The organism is Mycolicibacterium parafortuitum (genome assembly GCF_002086815.1).
Classification (GTDB): domain Bacteria; phylum Actinomycetota; class Actinomycetes; order Mycobacteriales; family Mycobacteriaceae; genus Mycobacterium; species Mycobacterium parafortuitum.
This window is the reverse complement of record NZ_MVID01000001.1, coordinates 322,593-338,357: the sequence shown is the minus strand read 5'-3', so window position 1 is coordinate 338,357 and position 15,765 is coordinate 322,593. Positions and strand designations below refer to the sequence as shown.

At 68.9% G+C, this 15,765-nt stretch carries 13 protein-coding genes; 7 read left to right on the top strand and 6 right to left on the bottom strand.

The features are described 5' to 3' along the window. Positions 1-3: 3 nt before the first annotated feature. Positions 4-876: an SDR family oxidoreductase gene (locus BST38_RS01535; protein WP_083141462.1), complete on the bottom strand. Its 873-nt coding sequence runs from the start codon at positions 874-876 to the stop codon at positions 4-6. Positions 877-909: 33 nt separating this feature from the next. After that, positions 910-1,530 carry a TetR/AcrR family transcriptional regulator gene (locus BST38_RS01530; RefSeq protein ID WP_181792022.1) on the bottom strand — a complete coding sequence of 207 codons (621 nt, stop codon included), beginning with the start codon at positions 1,528-1,530 and terminating at the stop codon, positions 910-912. Positions 1,531-1,647: 117 nt separating this feature from the next. On the opposite strand from BST38_RS01530, the gene BST38_RS01525 reads away from it, so the two are divergent. Further along, positions 1,648-3,129, top strand: coding sequence for a cytochrome P450 (locus tag BST38_RS01525; protein WP_083141460.1), 1,482 nt, complete (start codon positions 1,648-1,650; stop codon positions 3,127-3,129). Between the two features lie 75 nt (positions 3,130-3,204). Here BST38_RS01525 and BST38_RS01520 read toward each other — a convergent pair whose 3' ends face one another. Continuing rightward, positions 3,205-3,675, bottom strand: coding sequence for a 2-isopropylmalate synthase (locus tag BST38_RS01520; RefSeq protein ID WP_083141459.1), 471 nt, complete (start codon positions 3,673-3,675; stop codon positions 3,205-3,207). A gap of 272 nt (positions 3,676-3,947) precedes the next feature. Between BST38_RS01520 and BST38_RS01510 the strand changes: the two genes are divergently transcribed. Next, positions 3,948-4,709: a sulfite exporter TauE/SafE family protein gene (locus BST38_RS01510; protein ID WP_237160632.1), complete on the top strand. Its 762-nt coding sequence runs from the start codon at positions 3,948-3,950 to the stop codon at positions 4,707-4,709. On the opposite strand, the gene BST38_RS01505 is transcribed toward BST38_RS01510, so the two are convergent. The 3 genes from BST38_RS01505 to BST38_RS01495 form a co-directional block, all read right to left on the bottom strand. Then, a complete protein-coding gene (locus BST38_RS01505; protein WP_083141457.1) occupies positions 4,710-5,762 on the bottom strand; it encodes a phosphotransferase family protein in 1,053 nt (350 codons plus the stop codon). It lies immediately after the preceding gene. Between the two features lie 86 nt (positions 5,763-5,848). Then, the gene (poxB, locus tag BST38_RS01500) at positions 5,849-7,585 is read right to left on the bottom strand and encodes a ubiquinone-dependent pyruvate dehydrogenase (protein ID WP_083141677.1); all 1,737 of its coding nucleotides are present in this window, start codon (positions 7,583-7,585) and stop codon (positions 5,849-5,851) included. 82 nt (positions 7,586-7,667) lie between these two features. Beyond that, positions 7,668-8,438, bottom strand: a complete 771-nt coding sequence (locus BST38_RS01495) for an SDR family NAD(P)-dependent oxidoreductase (RefSeq protein WP_083141456.1) — start codon at positions 8,436-8,438, stop codon at positions 7,668-7,670. Between the two features lie 116 nt (positions 8,439-8,554). On the opposite strand from BST38_RS01495, the gene BST38_RS01490 reads away from it, so the two are divergent. The 5 genes from BST38_RS01490 (at position 8,555) to BST38_RS01470 (ending at position 15,761) form a co-directional block, all read left to right on the top strand. Further along, entirely contained in the window at positions 8,555-10,084 is a 1,530-nt protein-coding gene (locus BST38_RS01490) for a molybdopterin-dependent oxidoreductase (RefSeq protein ID WP_083141455.1), read from the top strand. A 101-nt stretch (positions 10,085-10,185) separates the two neighbouring features. Beyond that, positions 10,186-11,748 carry an ATP-dependent DNA ligase gene (locus BST38_RS01485; RefSeq protein ID WP_083141454.1) on the top strand — a complete coding sequence of 521 codons (1,563 nt, stop codon included), beginning with the start codon at positions 10,186-10,188 and terminating at the stop codon, positions 11,746-11,748. A 99-nt stretch (positions 11,749-11,847) separates the two neighbouring features. Beyond that, positions 11,848-14,154: a carbon starvation CstA family protein gene (locus BST38_RS01480; RefSeq protein ID WP_083141453.1), complete on the top strand. Its 2,307-nt coding sequence runs from the start codon at positions 11,848-11,850 to the stop codon at positions 14,152-14,154. Then, entirely contained in the window at positions 14,154-14,291 is a 138-nt protein-coding gene (locus tag BST38_RS01475) for a CstA-like transporter-associated (seleno)protein (RefSeq protein WP_318268588.1), read from the top strand. The genes BST38_RS01480 and BST38_RS01475 overlap by 1 nt, the downstream gene beginning before the upstream one ends. A gap of 63 nt (positions 14,292-14,354) precedes the next feature. Next, positions 14,355-15,761 carry an MFS transporter gene (locus tag BST38_RS01470; RefSeq protein ID WP_110781471.1) on the top strand — a complete coding sequence of 469 codons (1,407 nt, stop codon included), beginning with the start codon at positions 14,355-14,357 and terminating at the stop codon, positions 15,759-15,761. Positions 15,762-15,765 lie beyond the last annotated feature (4 nt).

The window sequence follows — 15,765 nt, the reverse complement described above, 5'->3', positions numbered from 1 at the left end:
CCCTCAGCGCCGCTTGGGTTTCGGCCGCAGGGCGCGGCTGAAGATCGGGTTGACCTGCTTCATCGCGACGGCATAGGGCAGCCACATCGTGCGCTTGAACAGGTACAGCGCCCGGATGTCGGGCGAGGTGTAGATCAGGTAGCGGTTCTTGGCCACCCCGGCGAGAATCTTGTCGGCGGCCACCTCCGGGGACACCGCGTGCCCGGCGAACCGCGACGTCCACTTCTGCACCCGCGGGTCGTCGCGATCGACGCCGGCGATGCGGACCGTGTCGACCAGTGGCGTGCGCACCGCGCCGGGCACCACCACCGACACCCCGATCCGGTAGCGCGCGAGGTCGAACCGCAGCACCTCCGACAGCCCCCGCAGCCCGTACTTGCTGGCGCTGTAGGCGGCGTGCCAGGGCAGCGCGACGATGCCCGCGGCGGAGGACACGTTGACCAGGTGGCCGCCGCGGCGCGCCTTCATCATCGGCGGCACGAAGCTCTCGATGACGTGGATCGGGCCCTTGAGGTTGATGTCGATCAGCGACATCCAGTCCTGGTGCGACAACGTGTCCACGGTCCCCCAGGCCGAGATCCCCGCGATGTTCATCACGATGTCCATCGGCGGGTGCCCGGCGTGGATGTGATCGGCGAACGCGGCCACCGCGTCGTGGTCGGAGATGTCGAGCGCGCGGTGTTCGGCCACCACCCCGCCGAGAGCGCGGGCGTCGGCGACCGTCTGTGCCAGCCCGTCGGCGTCACGGTCCGTCAGATACAGCTCGGCACCCTGGGCGGCCAGCTTCAGCGCGGTGGCGCGCCCGATGCCGCTGGCGGCCCCGGTCAGCAGACACCGCTTGCCCGCGAACACGTCAGAACCGTTGCGCTGCGCCATGTGAGGCGACACTACCGGCGCAGACGGACCGATCTAGTCGCCGCCCCACAGGCTGCTCTGCCACAGCCGTTCCAGCACCTCCAGCGCGCGGGCCTGATCCTGGCCGCGGCCGACGAACGCGCTGTCGTGGGCCAGCGTCGACGACGTCACCGCGATCATCATCCGCACCAGGGCGGGCAGGTCGTCGGAGATCGGACGGGCGCCGGAGTCCTGATCGACGAGCCCGACGATCTTGTCGACCACCCCGTCCTGGAAGTCGTCCATGATCTCGCGGATCTGCGCGTCGGTGTTCCGTGCGAGATTGCAGGCGGCCATGATCGGGTCGTTGGACGCGAACACCGTCTTGGCGTAGCCGACCATGCGGGAGGAGAACTCGGCCGGGGACTCGGTGGCCTCGCGCGGCGCGAAGTCGTGGGTGAGCTTGTCCAGTTCGGCCATCGCGTCGGCGATGATCACCGCCAGCACCGCGTACTTCGAGTCGAAGTAGAAGTAGAACCCCGACCGGGCGACACCGGCACGCTCGCTGATCGTGCTGACCGACAGTTCGGCGAACGGGCGCTCGTGCAACAGCTCACGCACCGCGGTGACGATCGCGTCCCGCTGCCGGTCGCCTCGACTACGACGTAGGTCGGTGGGGGCGGGTTCGGCCGTCATGGCAGTAAACCTTGGCATTGCGCCACCTCAAGCACAAACTTGACATGCGTCAAGACTGTCATCAGGATATCGGTGGAGTGACATCTACCACAACCCTTCACCCCCAGGAGTGCTCAGATGCCGACGATCAGCACCGCCGATTACTTGCTTGACCAGGCCAAAAGGCGGCTGAAGCCGACACCGGTGACCCTGCCGGGGATGGGGGCGATCGAAAAGCGCCTGCTCAAGCACAACTTTGACGAGATCATCCTGGCCGAACCCCCCGCCGGCAGCGGACTCAAGGCGGTCCGGGGCGACAACGGACTGCCGATCATCGCGCACATGATCGAGATGTTCCGGGGCGGACCGGACTTCATCCTGCACCAGTACCGCAAGTACGGACCCGTCTACTACTCCGGTTCGCAGGTGCTGCCCGCGGTCGGCGCGCTCGGCCCCGACGCCACCCAGGCGGTGTTCACCAATCGCAACAAGGACTTCTCCCAGCGTGCCTGGGATCCGGTGATCGGCCCGTTCTTCGAGGGCGGCCTGATGCTGCGCGACTTCGACGACCACATGTATCACCGCCGGATCATGCAGGAGGCGTTCACCCGCACCCGGCTGACCGGATACGTCGAGCACATCGACTCGGTGGCCACGAAGGTGATCGCCAACGACTGGGTCGCCAACGATCCGCGCTTCCTGTTCCATCCCCGGGTCAAGGAACTGACCCTCGACATCGCGTCGGTGGTCTTCATGGGCCACAAGGCCGGCACCGACAAGGAGCTGGTGACCACCGTCAACGAGGCGTTCACCACCACCACCCGGGCCGGCAACGCGATCGTGCGCAAGCCGGTGCCGCCGCTGACCTGGTGGCGCGGCATCCAGGCCCGCAAGACGCTGGAGGACTACTTCTACGCCCGCATCGCCGAGAAGCGGCGGTCGGAGAGCACCGACATGTTCAGCGTGCTGTGCCATGCGCAGGACGAGGACGGCGGCAGCTTCACCGACCAGGACGTCGTGAGCCACATGATCTTCCTGATGATGGCCGCCCACGACACGTCGACCTCGACGATGACCACGATGGCCTACCACCTGGCCGCCAACCCGGAATGGCAGGAACGCTGCCGCGACGAGTCCGCGCGGATCGGCGACGGCCCGCTCGACATCGAGGCGCTGGAGAAGCTCGAGACCTACGACCTGGTGATCAACGAGGCGCTGCGGATGATGACCCCGCTGCCGTTCAACTTCCGCCAGGCCGTGCGCGACACCGACCTTCTCGGCTATTTCATCCCGGCAGGCACCGCGATCATGACGTGGCCCGCGCTGAACCACCGGCTTCCCGAGCTGTGGACCGACCCGGAGAAGTTCGACCCGGATCGCTTCTCCGAGCCGCGCAGCGAGCACAAGAAGCACCGCTACGCGTTCGCACCGTTCGGCGGCGGCGCCCACAAGTGCATCGGCATGGTGTTCGGCCAGCTGGAGATCAAGACGGTGATGCACCGCCTGCTGCGCAAGTACCGCCTCGAACTGCCGCATCCGGGCTACAAGCCGTGGTACGACCACGGCGGCATGTCGGTCCCGGTCGACGGCATGCCGATCGTGCTGCGCCCGCTGCACTGACGCTGTTCACCGCCGGGATCGCGCTCCAGCACACCGCTGGCACGCGGTCCCGGCGGTTTTCGTTCGGGCGGGTTCTTATCCGGCCAGCAGCCGGTTCGCGCACGCGATGACGGCATGCAGCGCCGAGTCGATCGGATCGTCGGACCAGCCCATCGCCCAGCGGTCGCTGCCGTCGCCCCGGCTGCCCCGGATGAACGTCGCGGTGTGCTCGCCCGCGGGCAGCTGGTGGAAGGCGGTCATCTCGACGCCGATCCCGCGCTCGTAGAGCATCTCGGTCAGCGCGGCCACCGGGCCGCACGCCGATGCGCGGGCGGTGCCGATGCGGTCCCCGAGCGCCAGCGTGGCCTGATAGGTGCGGGCCTGCGGGCCGAGCTTCGCAGCGGGACGGTCACCGTCGGTGCAGGCCCACTGCCGCAGCCGCAGCGGACCGGTCGACGCCGAGTACTCGGCGAGGAACTCGTCGAAGGACTTCTCCTCGGCCGATTCGCGCAGCGCGCGCGGCATCCGGCCGTCGACGTAAGTGGCGAACGGCGACGCATCCGTCATGTTCGTCGTCGTGGACGTGGACGGGGACGCGGGGGTGGCGATTCGGGAGTTCATGTGCCGGGCCTTCTGCGGTGAAGTGGAAGTGACCGACGAAATAGCAACCGACCCACAGCGAGGGGTCGGTCAGGATCAGACCCCGCTGCGGGTTGCTACTACGAGTCGCCTCGGCACGTCAGCGATGCTAGACCTGCCCGCTCGGGATGCGCAAACACTTATCCCCGCGCGCTGATGCCCGGCGCGCCGCGCACCGCCGGGGCGGGCAGACTGTCCGGGTGTCCTGGTCGCATACGGTGCTGCTGTTCGCGGCCGGAATCCTCGGCGGCCTGACCGGAAGCATCGCTGGGCTCGCGTCGGTGGCGACCTATCCGGCGCTGCTGCTCACCGGCCTGCCGCCGGTCACCGCCAACGTCACCAACACCGCGGCACTGGTGTTCACCGGGGTCGGCTCGGTGTGGGGGTCGCGACCCGAACTCAAAGGTCAGGGCCGGCTGCTGCTGCGGACATTGCCGTTCGCGGCCGTCGGTGGCGTCGCGGGCGCCGCACTGCTGCTGACCACCCCGGCGGAGGGCTTCGAACGGGCGGTGCCGGTGCTGCTGGGGTTCGCGGCGATGGCGATCCTGTTGCCGGTGCGCCCGCCTCGCGACGGCAACGCCGACGGCGGCCCGCGCGTCGCCACCAGGCTGTTGCAGGGCGGTGCGGTGTTAGCGATCTGTATCTACGGCGGATATTTCGGCGCCGCCGCGGGCGTCCTGCTGCTGGCGCTGTTCCTGCGGATGGGACACGAGACGCTGGCACACGCCAACGCGATCAAGAACGTCGTACTCGGCATCTCCAACGGTGTTGCCGCGCTGGTCTTCGCGGTGCTGGCCCCCGTGCAGTGGACGGCGGCGGTGACGCTCGGGCTGGGGTGCCTGGTGGGTGGCCGGCTCGGACCGGTGGTGGTACGGCACGCGCCGGACCGGCCGCTGCGGATCGCGATCGGGCTGGCCGGGATCGCGCTGGCGGTCAAGCTCGGGTTCGACGCCTACCGCTGATCACACGAATGGGTTGTCGCCCTTGGTCACCCGGGTTCCCAGCGCGACGAGGTTCTCAGCGGACGCGTGCAACCGCTCCCCCGCCTCGGCGCTGGCCTGCCCTGCGCGATAGCGCGACCAGGTGCCCTCGATGACGATCCCGAGCTTGAAGCAGGCCATCGCGACGTACCAGTCCAGGTGCTCGGTGCGGCGGCCGTCGGCGGCGCGGTAGGCCTCGATCAGCTCGGCGCGTGTGGCGAGTCCGCCGAGCGCCGCGAGCGCGGATCCTGCGTCGATCGGGTTCGGGCCGTCCGGCCAGCAGACCAGCATCCATCCGAGGTCGAGCAGCGGGTCGCCGACGGTGCACATCTCCCAGTCGATGAACGCGGCAAGTTCGGGAACCTCGCGACGCAGCAGCACATTGTTCAGGTGGCAGTCGCCGTGCATGATCCCCGGTTCGTCGTCCGGCGGCCGGTGCGAGTCCAGCCAGTCGGCCAACGTGTGCACCGATGGGAACGACTCGGGTGCGTAGTTGTCGTGGCGGTAGCTCTCCAGCAGCTTCATGAACTGCGGAACCTGGCGTGCCAGAAAGGATCCCGGACGTTTGATGGCCGCCAGCGGACTGCCCTCCCACGGCACCCGGCCCAGTCGCGCCAGGCTGGCGGCGTACGACAGCCCCACCTGGTGGCGCATGCCCGCATCGCGCACATAGGGCTCGGCGGTGTCGGTGCCGGGATTGAACCCGTCGACGGCCTGCATCAGGTAGAACACGACGCCGAGCACGTCGAGGTCCTCGCAGCCGGCGATCAGTTCGGGGTGGGGCACGTCGGTGCCCTTGAGCGTCTTCAGCACCGCGATCTCGCGGCGCATGGTGTTGTCACTGGTGGGGCGCGGATGTTCGGGCGGGCGCCGCAGCACCACCGGACGCCCGTCGAGCAGCAGACGCACGACGATGTTCTGCGAACCGCCGGTCAACGGCTCGACGTCGGTGACCGTCGACCCGATCCGTGTCGTACGGACCCAGGTCTGCAGCGCGTCGATCTCGGCGTCGGTCAGGGTCACGTCGACAGGCATGCCGTCATCGTGTCAGGTTCTGAGCGCCGGTGGTCGTAGAACCCAGGGTTGCAACATCATCCACGTTGTCATGCCGCGTCGCCGGATCAGTCCAGGATGCGCCGGGCGACGTTGGTGGTCACGAGGTCGAGCAGTTCGTCCGCGCGCCCGGCGAGGATCGTCCTGATCGCGTACAGCGAGAAACCCCTGGCTTGTTCGGCCGTGATCGCGGGCGGGATCGACAACTCCTGGCGGGCGGTCACCACGTCCACGACGGCCGGTCCGTCGACGGCGAACGCGTCGGCGAGCGCGGCCTGGAGCTGGTCGGGTCGCTCGACCCGGCGCCCGAAGATGCCCAACGCGTGGGCGACGTCGGCGAAGTTCGGGTTGGTCAGGTCGGTGCCGAAGTTGACGATTCCGGCGGCCTTCATCTCCAGCTCGACGAAGTTCAGCGACGAGTTGTTGAACACCACGATCTTCACCGGCAGCCGATTCTGGACGAGGGTGATGAGCTCCCCGAAGAGCATCGTCAGCCCGCCGTCACCGGCCAGCGCGACGACCTGGCGGCGCGGGTACGCGGTCTGGGCGCCGATCGCGTGCGGCAGCGCGTTGGCCATCGTGCCGTGGTTGAACGACCCGATGAGCCGGCGCCGCCCGTTCATCGACAGGTAGCGCGCCGCCCACACCACCGGCGACCCGACGTCGACGGTGAACACCGCATCGTCGGCGGCCAGCGTGTTGACCAGTCCCGCAACGTATTCCGGCCGGATCGGGGTGCGGTCGCGGTCGTTGACCGCGAGGTCGTCGAGGGTCTTGCGGGTCCTGCGGTAATGCCGCAGCGCGCGATCCAGATGGGCGCTGTCACTCTTGGGCCGCAGCAGCGGCTGCAACGCGGCCAGGGTGTCGGCGACGGTGCCGACCAGACCGAGGTCGATCGGTGTGCGCCGGCCCAGGTTTCGTCCGCGGATGTCGACCTGGATGACGTTGGCGTGGTCGGGATAGAACTGCTGGTACGGGAAGTCGGTGCCGAGCATCAACAGCGTGTCGGCCTCTTTGATGGCCTTGTAGCCGGATGCGAAACCGAGCAGCCCGGTCATCCCGACGTCGTAGGGGTTGTCGTACTCGATGAACTCCTTGCCCCGTAACGCATGCACGACAGGCGCTTTCAAGGTCGCCGCGAGGGTGACCAGCGCGTCGTGCGCACCTTCCACGCCCGCACCGCCGAGGATCGTGACCGCGTGCGCGTCGTTGAGGATCGCGGCGGCCGCGCGCAGCGACGCGTCGTCGGGGCGGGCCAGCGTACGCGTCGCGACGACGGGCTTGGTCTGCCAGGGCGTCGGATCGGCCTTGGCCGAGAAGATCTCGCCGGGGATCACCACGACGGCGACGCCGCGCTCTTCGACGGCGGCGCGCATCGCCATGTGCAGGATGCGCGGCAGCATCTCCGGGGTGCTGACCAGTTCGACGTAGACGCTGCACTCGCGGAACATGTCCTGTGGGTGCGTCTCCTGGAAGTATCCGGAGCCGATCTCGGTGCGCGGGATGTGCGCGGCGATCGCCAGCACCGGCACCCGGCTGCGCTGGGCGTCGAACAGCCCGTTGATCAGGTGCAGGTTTCCCGGCCCGCAGCTGCCCGCGCACACGGCGAGCTCGCCGGTCAGCGCGGCGTCGGCCGCGGCGGCGAACGCCGCGGTCTCCTCGTGGCGCACGTGTTCCCACGAGATCGCGCCGGAGCGGCGGAGCGCATCGGTGAACCCGTTGAGGCTGTCACCCGGCAGGCCGTAGACCCGCCGCACCCCACTGGCTCGAAGGGTCGCGATGACGTGGTCTGCGACGGTGGCCATGCTCACCACCGTAATGGCGAAAACGGCGAATCGGGCGCGTCAAGCGACTCTCATCGTCACTTGACGCGCCCGATCCGGTGAATCACTTCGGGGCGAAGCGCTGCCCGGCGTCCAGGCGCAGGCACTGACCGTTGAGCATCGGGTTCTCGACGATCGCGACGGCGAGCTTGGCGTACTCCTCCGGCTTGCCGAGACGCTTCGGGAACGCCGCGTCCTTGGTCAGCACGGTGGCGAACTCGTCCGGGATGCCCTCGGTCAGGCCGGTCGCGAACAGGCTCGGCGCGATCGCGAGCGCGCGGATGCCCAGGCTGCCGAGGTCGCGCGCCATGGTCAGGCACATGCCGGCGATGGCGGCCTTGGACGCGGTGTAGGCGAGCTGGCCGATCTGGCCCTCGAACGCCGCGATCGACGCGGTGTTGATGATGACGCCGCGCTCCTCGGCCTCGTCGTCGACCGGGTCGTTCTTGCTCATCTGCCAGGCGGCCAGCCGGCTGATGTTGAAGGTGCCGATCAGGTTCAGGTCGATGCTCTTGCGGAACGACTCCAGGCTGTGCGGCCCGTCCTTCTTCACGGTGCGCTCGGCGATGCCGCCGCCCGCGGTGGTGACCGCGATGTGCAGGTTGCCGCCCAGCGCCTCGACCGCGCTGCCGAGCACCGACTCGGTGCCGTCGAAATCGGTGATGTCGACCTCGTGGAAGGAGCCACCGATCTGGTCGGCCACCTCCTTGCCCTTGGACTGCGGACGGTCCAGGATCGCGACGCTCGCGCCGCGCTTGGCCAGCGCCTCCGCGGTCGCCCGGCCGAAGCCCGATGCCCCGCCGACGACGATGGCTTTCTTGCCCTCGATCTCCATCTGCCTCCCTTTCGCAACTTTCCAATTGGCGCTCGATGTGTAAAGCCCACATGCAACCTAGCCGATGACATCGTTCGGTAAGGATTTCGGGCTCCGTGCGGCGGTAACTTGGCTCTATGACCCCACTCGGCACGAAGGCCCTGGGTGGCGTCGCCGCCGCGGCCGTGGCCGTCGGGGTCGCACAGCTCGTCGGCGCCGCGTTCGGACCCGAGGCCGACGTGCGCACCGCCGTCGGATCGGCCGTCATCGACAACACCCCCGGCCCGGTCAAGGAATGGGCCATCGCGACGTTCGGCACGGCCGACAAGCTCTTCCTGACCGTGATGGTGCTGCTGGCGATCGCCGCGATCGCCGCGCTGGCCGGTATCGCGGAGTCCCGGCGCAGGCCGATCGGCTCCACGATCATCGTGGTGGCCGGCGGGGTCGGCTGCGCGGCGGTGCTGTCGCGCGCCGGCGCCGGCCCGGCCGATGTCATCCCGACGGTGATCGGTGCGGCGTGCGGGGTCGCGGCACTACGGCTGCTGACATCGCACCGGCTCGACGACCAGACGCCTGAACGCGGCACCGATCCGGACCGGCGGCGCTCGCTGGTGACCCTCGGACTGTTCGGTGTGGGCGTGGCCGGTGGGGTCGTCGGGGTGGTGATCAGCCGGCTGGCCTCCTCGGTGGCCGGCGACCGCGACGCCTACGCGCTGCCCCGCATCGCCGAACCGGCCCCGCCGATCCCACCGACGGTGCAGCCCGAGGGCGTCGCGCTGCCGTCGTTCGTGACCAGCAACGCCGACTTCTACCGGATCGACACCGCGTTGACGGTCCCCCAACTGAGCCGGGCCGACTGGCGGTTGCGTATCCACGGCATGGTGGACCGCGAGATCACGCTCAGCTACTCCGATCTCGACCGCTTCGAGGTCGTCGAGCAGGCCGTCACTTTGACGTGTGTGTCCAATCCTGTTGGCGGTGAGTTGATCTCGAACGCGGTCTGGACCGGCTACCGGGTCGCGGACATTCTCGCCGGGGCAGGCGTGCACGCCGACGCCGACATGGTGCTGTCACGCTCGGTCGACGGGTGGACGGCGGGAACCCCCGTCGAAGCGCTCACCGCGGGTGATGCACTGCTGGCGATTGGCATGAACGGCGAGCCGCTGCCGGTCGAGCACGGCTACCCGGCCCGGCTCGTGGTGCCGGGGCTGTACGGCTACGTCTCGGCCACCAAATGGGTCACCGGGCTGGAGCTGACCCGCTTCGACCGCGCCGAGGCGTACTGGACACGGCTGGGCTGGTCGGCACGCGGGCCGATCAAGACCGAATCGCGGATCGACGTCCCGCGCAGCGGCCAGGACGTCGCCGTCGGCCCGGTGACGTTCGGCGGGGTCGCGTGGGCCCAGCGCCGCGGGATCCGCGACGTCGAAGTGCAGATCGAAGGTCCGGGCGGGACGACCGCATGGCAGCGCGCGACGCTGGGTCAGAGCTACTCGGACGACACCTGGCGGCTGTGGAGTTTCCCGTGGGAGGCCACCGAGACCGGCATGCACACCATCACCGTCCGCGCCACCGACAACAGCGGCTACACCCAGACGCCCGATCGCGCCGATCCCGTTCCCGACGGCGCGACCGGTTGGCATTCGGTCACCTTCGCGGTGAAGTGATCCGCCGAAACTGCGTTCCAGCAGGTCCTCACTCGAACTTTCCCTGCTGGAATGCAATTTCGCCGGGCTTGAGCGGTAGACGGGTTTGAGAGGATTCTGACGTGCTGCTCGTCGACGTCGCCGATGCCTCCCGGGAAGTGGCCGCCACGTCTGCCCGGTCGGCCAAGATCGGGCGGCTCGCCGACCTGCTGCGCTCCGCCGGACCCGAGGACGTCCCGACGGTGGTGTCCTGGCTGTCGGGCGTGCTGACCCAGCGCCAGATCGGGGTCGGCTGGGCGTCGCTGCGCGCCGTCCCCGCCCCGGCCACCCAGCCGACCCTGGCCGTCGCCGACGTGGAGCGGCGCTTCGACGAGATCAAGGCGACCACCGGCACAGGGTCACAGGCCCGCCGCGCCGAACTGCTCGCCGAACTGTTCTCGGCGGCCACCGACGGCGAACAGACGTTCCTGCGCCGGCTGCTCACCGGTGAGCTGCGCCAGGGCGCCCTGCTCGGCGTGATGGCCGACGCGGTCGCCAAGGCCACCGAGGTTCCCGTCGCTGCGGTGCGCCGGGCCGCGATGCTCGGCGGCGAACTTCCCGCGGTGGCCCGCGCGGCGCTGCGCGGCGGCGAGGCGGCGCTGGCGGAGTTCACCCTGCGGGTCGGCACCCCGGTCGGGCCGATGCTCGCCCAGACCGCCACCGGCGTCGGCGATGCGCTCGACCGGCTCGGCGGCACCGCGATGTTCGAGGCCAAGCTCGACGGCGCGCGCGTACAGATCCACCGGCGCGGCGACGAGGTGTCGGTCTACACCCGCAGCCTCGACGACGTCACCGCGCGGCTGCCCGAGGTCGTCGACGCGACGCTGGCGCTGCCGGTCACCGACCTGATCGCCGACGCCGAAACCATCGCGCTGCGCCCCGACGGCCGCCCGCACCGATTCCAGATCACCGCGTCCCGGTTCGGCCGCCGCGGCGCCACGACCGGTCCGGCCACGCACACGCTGTCGGTGTTCTTCTTCGACCTGCTGCACCTCGACGGCGACGACCTGCTGGACCTGCCGGCCCACGAACGCATCGCCCGGCTCGAGGCGGTCACGCCGGACACCCAGCGGGTGGACCGTCTCCTCACTTCCGACGCGGCGGCCGCGCAGGCGTTCGTGGAGCGCACGCTGGCCGCCGGCCACGAGGGGGTGATGGCGAAATCCCCTGAAGCGCCGTACGAGGCGGGCCGGCGCGGCGCCGGCTGGCTCAAGATCAAACCGGTGCACACGCTCGACCTGGTGGTGCTGGCCGTGGAGTGGGGATCGGGCCGGCGCACCGGCAAGCTGTCGAACATCCACCTCGGCGCCCGCGACCCCGAGACCGGCGGCTTCGTGATGCTCGGCAAGACGTTCAAGGGGATGACCGACGAGATGCTGGCATGGCAGACGCAGCGGTTCCTCGAGCTGGCCGACGGAGCGGCTCCGGGCGCGACCGCAGGTCGAACCCCCGCCGACGGGTACGTCGTGACGGTGCGCCCCGAGCAGGTCGTCGAGATCGCGTTCGACGGCCTGCAGACCTCGACCCGGTATCCGGGCGGGATGGCACTGCGCTTCGCACGGGTGCTGCGCTACCGCGACGACAAGACCGCCGCCGAGGCCGACACCATCGACACGGTCCGCGAGCTCTACACCAGCGCCGACTGAATCGATCCCGGAATTTCCCACACCCGCCGTTTGCGCGGTGGAAGTATCGGCTAGAGGCATGTGATCCAGGGCACACAGTCAAGCCGACGAGGGAGAACCGTGGCCACACCCACCGCCGCGTCATCGGACCGAATCGAAGAGACGGTCGGCGACATCACCTACATCCGCACCGACAAGGACCTGCCGCCGGTCGCGATCATCGACAGATCGCCGATCACCGTCAAACACCGGATCATCTTCGGCGTCGTCGCCGTGCTCGGCGCCGTCGCGTGGGCGATGATCGCGTTCTTCCGAGGGGAGACCGTCAACGCGGTGTGGTTCGTGATCGCCGCGATCTGCACCTATGTGCTCGGCTTCCGGTTCTACGCCCGGTTGATCGAGATGAAGATCGTCCGCCCCCGCGACGACAACGCAACGCCCGCAGAGGTTTTCGAGAACGGTACCGACTATCTGCCGACCGATCGCAGGGTGCTCTACGGCCACCACTTCGCCGCGATCGCCGGGGCGGGTCCGCTCGTCGGACCGGTGCTGGCCACCCAGATGGGCTATCTGCCCGGCGCGATCTGGATCATCATCGGCGCCGTCGTCGCCGGCTGCGTGCAGGACTACCTGGTGCTGGCCATCTCGGTGCGGCGCCGGGGCCGCTCTCTGGGGCAGATGGCGCGCGACGAACTCGGCGCGGTCGGCGGCATCGCCGCGATCGTCGGCGTGCTGGTGATCATGGTGATCCTGCTCGCGGTGCTGGCGCTGGTCGTCGTCAACGCGCTCGGCGAGAGCCCGTGGGGCGTGTTCTCGATCGCGATGACGATCCCGATCGCGATCTTCATGGGTCTGTACCTGCGGTTCCTGCGGCCCGGCCGGGTGTCGGAGGTGTCGCTGATCGGGGTGGCACTGCTGCTGCTGGCGGTCGTGGCCGGCGGCTGGGTCGCCGGGACCTCTTGGGGCACCGAGTGGTTCACCCTCTCGAAGGTCACGCTGTCGTGGTGCATCATCATCTACGGCCTGGCCGCGTCGGTGCTGCCGGTGTGGCTGCTGCTGGCCCCGCGTGACTATCTGTCGACGTTCATGAAGGTCGGCACGATCGCGCTGCTGGCCGTCGGCATCCTGATCGCCCGCCCGGTGATGGAAGCCCCCGCGATCTCGCAGTTCGCCGCCAGCGGAACCGGGCCGGTGTTCGCCGGCTCGCTGTTCCCGTTCCTGTTCATCACCATCGCGTGCGGCGCGCTGTCGGGATTCCACGCGCTGATCTCCTCGGGCACCACCCCGAAGCTGCTGGAGAAGGAAAGCCAGATGCGGCTGATCGGCTACGGCGGCATGCTGACCGAGTCGTTCGTCGCGATCATGGCGCTGATCACCGCCGCGATCCTGAACCAGCACCTGTACTTCGTCATGAACGCCCCGGCCGCGTCGACGGGCACCACCGCCCAAAGCGCGGCCGACTACGTCAACGGGCTCGGGCTGTCCGGGGCGCCGATCACCGCGCAGGAGATCGACGACGCCGCCCGCGGGGTCGGCGAGAACTCCATCGTCTCGCGCACCGGCGGCGCCCCGACACTGGCGTTCGGGATGTCGGAGGTACTGCACAAGGTCTTCGGCGGTGAAAGCCTCAAGGCGTTCTGGTACCACTTCGCGATCATGTTCGAGGCGCTGTTCATCCTCACGACGGTCGATGCCGGCACCCGCGTCGCGCGCTTCATGCTCTCCGACGGCCTGGCCAATCTGGGCGGTCCGCTCAAGAAGCTGCGCAACCCGAGTTGGCGTGTCGGCGCGTGGATCTGCAGCGTGATCGTCGTCGCGGCGTGGGGGTCGATCCTGCTGATGGGCGTCACCGATCCGCTCGGCGGCATCAACACGCTGTTCCCGCTGTTCGGCATCGCCAACCAACTGCTCGCCGCGATCGCGCTGACCGTGGTCACCGTCGTCGTGATCAAACGCGGACTGCTGAAATGGGCGTGGATACCCGGGATTCCGCTGCTGTGGGACCTCACGGTCACGATGACGGCGTCCTGGCAGAAGATCTTCTCCGGCGATCCCAAGGTGGGCTACTGGACCCAGCACTTCCAGTACCGCAACGCCCGCGACGCCGGCCAGACCAGCTTCGGCGCGGCCAAGGACGCCGGGCAGCTCGACGCGGTCATCCGCAACACGTTCATCCAGGGCACGCTGTCGATCGTGTTCGCGGTACTGGTGATCATCGTGTTCGCCGCGGGCGTGGTGGTCGCGGTGCGCGTCCTGCGCGGACAGGGCAGCCCGTTGTCCGAGGACGACCCGGTGCCGTCGCGGATGTTCGCCCCGTCGGGGATGTTGATGACCTCAGCCGAGAAGGAGGTGCAGAAGCAATGGGACGCGCGACCGAAAACACCCGCCGGGTCCTCGGCCACATCGGCTGGTACTGGAAATCCCTGATGGGCGACAACCACTACCAGCGCTATCTGGAACACCACGCCCGGGTGCACGACGGCGGGACCCCGATGACGGAGCGTGAGTACTGGCGGCACCGCCACGCCCAGGCCGATGCCGCGCCGGGGGTTCGCTGCTGCTGACCCGACACGCGCACTGAGCACTTCTCCGTGCACAACCGGCGCGACAAGATCGGCGCTGGCATGATGACCCCTGCCGAAAAAGGGGGTTCAGCCGTGAGCAACGCGGTCACAGCGCACGATGTCGTCGACGGGGTTCCGCGCCGACGGATCGTCGTCGCGTCGATGGTCGGGACGACGATCGAGTTCTACGACTTCTACATCTACGCGACCGCGGCGGTGTCGGTGTTCCCGCACCTGTTCTTCCCGAAGGGCGACTCCACCACCGCGCTGCTGGCCTCGCTGGCGACGTTCGGCCTCGCGTTCGTGGCGCGCCCGCTGGGCTCGATCCTGTTCGGGCACTTCGGTGATCGCGCGGGCCGCAAGACCACGCTGGTGGCCTCGCTACTGCTGATGGGGATCGCGACGTTCGCGATCGGGCTGTTGCCGACGTACGCGCAGGTCGGCATCATCGCCCCCGCTCTGCTCGCGCTGATGCGGTTCTGCCAGGGCCTGGCGCTCGGTGGCGAGTGGAGCGGCGCGGCGCTGCTGGCCACCGAGACCGCCGCCCCGGGCAGACGCGGCTGGGCCGCGATGTGGCCGCAGCTCGGCGCACCGTTCGGGTTCCTGCTGGCCAACGGCCTGTTCATCACGCTGATCCTGATCCTCGGCCACAGCAACGTCAGCCCCGAACTGGACGGCGCGTTCCTGACCTGGGGCTGGCGGGTGCCGTTCCTGTTGAGCGCGGTGATGGTGATCATCGGCCTGTACGTGCGGCTGCGCATCCTGGAGACGCCGGTGTTCACCCGGGCCGTCGAGCGCGGCGAGAAGGTCAAAACGCCGCTGGCCGAGGTGTTCCGGAGCAGCTGGCGGCAGTTGATCATCGGCACGTTCGTGATGCTGGCGACCTACACGCTGTTCTACATCGTGACCACGTGGGTGCTGAGCTTCGGCACCGGCAAGAAGCCACCTGAGGGCACCGGGCTCGGGTTCCCGTACGTCGACTTCCTGCAGATGCAGTTGATCGCGGTGCTGTTCTTCGCCGCGGCGTTACCGCTGTCGGGTTATCTGGCCGACCGGGTCGGCAGGCGGCGGCTGCTGCTGTTCGTCACGGCCGGGATCATGGCCTACGGCGCGTTGTTCGCGCCGATGCTGGGGTCGTCCGACACCTCGTTCGGCACCATGCTGGTGTTCCTGATCATCGGCATGACGCTGATGGGGTTCACGTTCGCCCCGATGAGCGCGGTGCTTCCCGAGATGTTCCCGACGAATGTGCGCTACACAGGATCGGGTATCGCCTACAACGCGTCGAGCATCCTCGGTGCGGCCGTGGCCCCGTTCATCGCGACGTGGCTCGCCACGTCCTACGGTGTCTCGTGGGTCGGGCTGTACCTGTTCATCGCGGCGTCGCTGACGTTCGTCGCGATCCTGGTGATGCGGGAGACCAGGGACGCCTCCCTCGACAGCGTGGACCGCGTCGAGCCCACCCCGTAGCCGA

Excerpts from the sequence above, each read along its gene's own strand:
- BST38_RS01535 (WP_083141462.1), bottom strand. The coding sequence starts at position 876 with ATGGCGCAGCGCAACGGTTCTGACGTGTTCGCGGGCAAGCGGTGTCTG.
- BST38_RS01530 (WP_181792022.1), bottom strand. The coding sequence starts at position 1,530 with ATGACGGCCGAACCCGCCCCCACCGACCTACGTCGTAGTCGAGGCGAC.
- BST38_RS01525 (WP_083141460.1), top strand. The coding sequence starts at position 1,648 with ATGCCGACGATCAGCACCGCCGATTACTTGCTTGACCAGGCCAAAAGG.
- BST38_RS01520 (WP_083141459.1), bottom strand. The coding sequence starts at position 3,675 with ATGACGGATGCGTCGCCGTTCGCCACTTACGTCGACGGCCGGATGCCG.
- BST38_RS01505 (WP_083141457.1), bottom strand. The coding sequence starts at position 5,762 with ATGCCTGTCGACGTGACCCTGACCGACGCCGAGATCGACGCGCTGCAG.
- poxB (WP_083141677.1), bottom strand. The coding sequence starts at position 7,585 with ATGGCCACCGTCGCAGACCACGTCATCGCGACCCTTCGAGCCAGTGGG.
- BST38_RS01495 (WP_083141456.1), bottom strand. The coding sequence starts at position 8,438 with ATGGAGATCGAGGGCAAGAAAGCCATCGTCGTCGGCGGGGCATCGGGC.
- BST38_RS01490 (WP_083141455.1), top strand. The coding sequence starts at position 8,555 with ATGACCCCACTCGGCACGAAGGCCCTGGGTGGCGTCGCCGCCGCGGCC.
- BST38_RS01475 (WP_318268588.1), top strand. The coding sequence starts at position 14,154 with ATGGGCGACAACCACTACCAGCGCTATCTGGAACACCACGCCCGGGTG.
- BST38_RS01470 (WP_110781471.1), top strand. The coding sequence starts at position 14,355 with ATGACCCCTGCCGAAAAAGGGGGTTCAGCCGTGAGCAACGCGGTCACA.